The sequence below is a fragment of the Nonomuraea sp. NPDC049784 genome (assembly GCF_040659615.1).
GTDB lineage: Bacteria > Actinomycetota > Actinomycetes > Streptosporangiales > Streptosporangiaceae > Nonomuraea.
On sequence record NZ_JBFAMX010000904.1, the window covers coordinates 1 to 3049 of the forward strand.

Annotated in this window: 4 protein-coding genes and 1 pseudogene; 1 reads left to right on the forward strand and 4 read right to left on the reverse strand. The window is 66.2% G+C overall.

The features are described from left to right. Positions 1-51: 51 nt before the first annotated feature. The 3 genes from AB0J09_RS60730 to AB0J09_RS60740 all read right to left on the reverse strand — a co-directional run bounded on the left by AB0J09_RS60730 (position 52) and on the right by AB0J09_RS60740 (position 1230). Positions 52-447, reverse strand: coding sequence for a DUF5615 family PIN-like protein (locus tag AB0J09_RS60730; RefSeq protein WP_360713012.1), 396 nt, complete (start codon positions 445-447; stop codon positions 52-54). Positions 448-450: 3 nt separating this feature from the next. After that, positions 451-681 (reverse strand): DUF433 domain-containing protein, encoded by a 231-nt coding sequence (locus AB0J09_RS60735; protein ID WP_360713014.1) that lies wholly within the window; start codon positions 679-681, stop codon positions 451-453. A 207-nt stretch (positions 682-888) separates the two neighbouring features. Next, positions 889-1230 carry a hypothetical protein gene (locus tag AB0J09_RS60740; protein WP_360713016.1) on the reverse strand — a complete coding sequence of 114 codons (342 nt, stop codon included), beginning with the start codon at positions 1228-1230 and terminating at the stop codon, positions 889-891. 534 nt (positions 1231-1764) lie between these two features. Between AB0J09_RS60740 and AB0J09_RS60745 the strand changes: the two are divergent. Next, positions 1765-1887 (forward strand): annotated as a pseudogene (locus AB0J09_RS60745) (IS5/IS1182 family transposase); the annotation flags it as partial. 97 nt (positions 1888-1984) lie between these two features. Here AB0J09_RS60745 and AB0J09_RS60750 read toward each other — a convergent pair. Next, entirely contained in the window at positions 1985-2830 is an 846-nt protein-coding gene (locus tag AB0J09_RS60750; protein WP_360713018.1) for a helix-turn-helix transcriptional regulator, read from the reverse strand. Between the last annotated feature and the right edge of the window lie 219 nt (positions 2831-3049).

The window sequence follows — 3049 nt, forward strand, 5'->3', positions numbered from 1 at the left end:
GTCCCCAACCCGCTCCCGCAGACACTTACCGCTTAACCTGCAGAAACAGGATCACGCGAAGATCGATTCATACACCACGTCCGTGGACGTGACCAGAGGGAGCGCCCGGACGCGGATGCCTCCGGTGGTGAAAGCTGCGATCGCGCCTGTTTGAAGGTGCTGCTCGAGAACCTCGAGATTAGCCAAGATGATGTTGACCAAGTCGGGTGGACGAAGCTCTATCAGCTCTCGCACGAGGATTACGGAGGGTTCGGTCGCGCGGGCGTGGGCCAGGAGCGCGCCGAAGTCGGTGTCGGCGGAGATGATGGTCCGACCGTCCGCGACGGCGAGTTCCATGATCGTGGTGTCGGGGGCGCTCGTTGCCTGGAGATCGCGCACATGGGCCGCGTTGTGACCAGCTTTGGTTAGCAGCTCGGCAACGCGGGGTGAGAGGTTCTCATCGACCAAAGTTCACGCTGGCTCGCGGAGAGGGTAGAAGTGGACATTCGTGGACGCCGCTGCGTACTCAAGCGCCTGCTTGATGTCCTCCCGCTCCAAGTCCGGATAGTCCGAGAGGATCTCGTCGAAGGTCCATCCGCCGGCGACGAGCCGTACCACCGTCTCCACCGTGATGCGCAGGCCACGGACGGCGGGCTTGCCTTCGAGCTTGTCAGGCTCGACGGTGATCCGATCGAAGTTCATGGTGTCTCCCTCCCCTGCTGATACTGCCAGGTTGGCCAAGAGGGAGCGACCGAGATCCCCTGCAGGGGACAATGCGTTTGACTCCTCGACGTCATCATGACGACGGCATCACATGTGGAGCGGGTGACGGGAATCGAACCCGCGCTGTCAGCTTGGGAACTGCACCGATCACGGCTCGTGGGGGCGCTGACCTGGGCTTCCGGCCGGTCATGAGTGACCGTGGTTGCCCCCTCGTCGCCCTGTGAAGGTGTGCAGCATGGAGTTGTACGACTTTCCGCGCGGGCTGTAATCGAGCTGGCAGACGAACCATGTCCCCTCGCCCGGCTCGTACGCGGCCGCCTTCAACTCGTGGAAAAGGTCGTCGAGACCCTCGACGTGTTGAGTCCGCCGAGCCCCGTCCGCCACCTCATAACTGATTTGGGTGGTGCTGAAGGTGCCGAGCTGGCAACGATGGACATGGACATGTTGCCAGCCAACCGGGGCACCGGCCTTCACGGCCCGCCCGATCTCGATGCAGAGCTCATGCACGCGGTCGGACGTCATGCTCACCGTGCCTCTTCTATCGAGCGACGAGGACAGGAGCCTATTGGGTGTCCTTCGGGGTGGCTACGCCCGATTAGGGGCGCATCCCAAGCGCACCGTCGCATGAAGGGGCCCAACCAGAGGAGCGGACTGTGCGGCCTGAGAGGACTGACATGCCGCATCCTCATGCTCTTAAGCTGCACGTCATGGACAACGGTGGAACATTTCTTCAAGTGGCGCACATCACTGCGACGCGGGACACGATGCTCACCACCATACGAGCTGCACGGGCCGACATCACTTACCGCCTGGGCGGCACGAGCGCAGCCCTTCTCCAGGGCGTTCACCTTCCTGTCGGAGATATCGACCTCCTCGCGGCCCGGCGAGAGGATGTGGACAAGTTCGCTGCCGCGCTCGCCTCGTACCCCTGCCTACCGTGCATGGTCGGGGGCGATCGACGATCCAGGGTTCGTTCCTCACCCTGGCTCACCGGTAACGTGGCTGATCGCCGTCCTGGTACAGGCCATGGTCCACCGTCTTCGACAAGTTCCAGTCGTGGGAACCGTCTCCTCGTTAGCTGGTTGCCGTCGCTTACACCGCCGCTACGAACGCCGAGCCGGCCACTTCGCGTCCTTTGCGGTCACCGCCGCAGCCCTCATCTGCTACCGCCGACTCACCAAATGAGTCACGGTCTCAACCCTTGATCACTTCGGTGCTTCACTGCACCAAGCAAGCCGACACGCCCGGATGGCGTGTCACCCAACACCCCAAACATTCGTGGTCAGAGCTGTAGCGACTGAGTGCCCAGGACGATGGCAAGGGCCAGGCGGTCGGCGTCCTCGGTGCCGGGCTCGGCGGTGTAGACGGTGATGCGCAGGTCGTCCAGGGCGACGAACAGCGTGTCGCAGTCGAGGGTGGTCGGGCCGACCGCCGGGTGGTTGATGGTCTTTTGTCTGGACGTGTCGGTTAGAGGCGGTGGTGTCTCGGCGTCCCAGAGTTCGGCGAAGAGCGGGCTGCCGGAGGCCAGGTCGGTGATCAAGCGTCGCAGGGTGCGGTCGGCGGGGTAGCGCGAGGCCGTTAGGCGCAGGTCGGCCACGAGCCGGGCTTCGTGCTCGGCCTGCTCCTGCGGGGTGTGCACGACCCGCGAGGGCAGGCGGGCGACGTTGCGCCAGACGGCGTTGCGCTCCAGGCCGCGCCAGGTGGTCGTCTCGCCCATGAGCGCGTCGTAGGGCGCGTTGGCCAGCACGAGTGTCCAGCTGGCGTCGTACACGACGACCGGGGTGTGCGACAGCCGGTCGAGCAGACGTTGCACGCTCGGGGTGACCCGCGACGGCACGATGTCCGGGCCGGGCGCGGCGTGCCCGGCCAGCCGGTAGAGCAGGTCGCGTTCGGTGTCGGACAAGCGCAGCGCTCGGGCCAGCGACTCCACGACCTGCGCCGACGGCGCGGTCGCGCGCCCCTGCTCGAGGCGGGTCAGGTAGTCGGCCGAGATGCCGGCGAGCGCGGCCAACTCCTCGCGGCGCAACCCGCTGGCCCGGCGTCGGCGGCCCACCTGCACACCAACGGCCTCGGGTGCCACCCGGTCGCGCCAGCGGCGCACCGTCCGGCCGAACTCCCACGCTTCCACGCTCTCCATTCTGCGCGTATCTGCACGGGTTGTCCTGGCCCTGGCAGTCCTACGAAAACCGGACGACTGGCTGCGGCCCGACCGGTCCCGCAGGCTGGGGCCATGACCGAACCCGGAACCGTTCTGATCACCGGCCCGACCCGCAACCTGGGCCGTCACGCCGTGCTGGCCATGGCCGACCGCCTGGACGGGCAGCGACCCGACCTGCTGCTGGCGGCC

Bases quoted from the DNA above. Each gene is read 5' to 3' on its own strand.
- AB0J09_RS60735 (WP_360713014.1), bottom strand. From the start codon at position 681: ATGAACTTCGATCGGATCACCGTCGAGCCTGACAAGCTCGAAGGCAAG.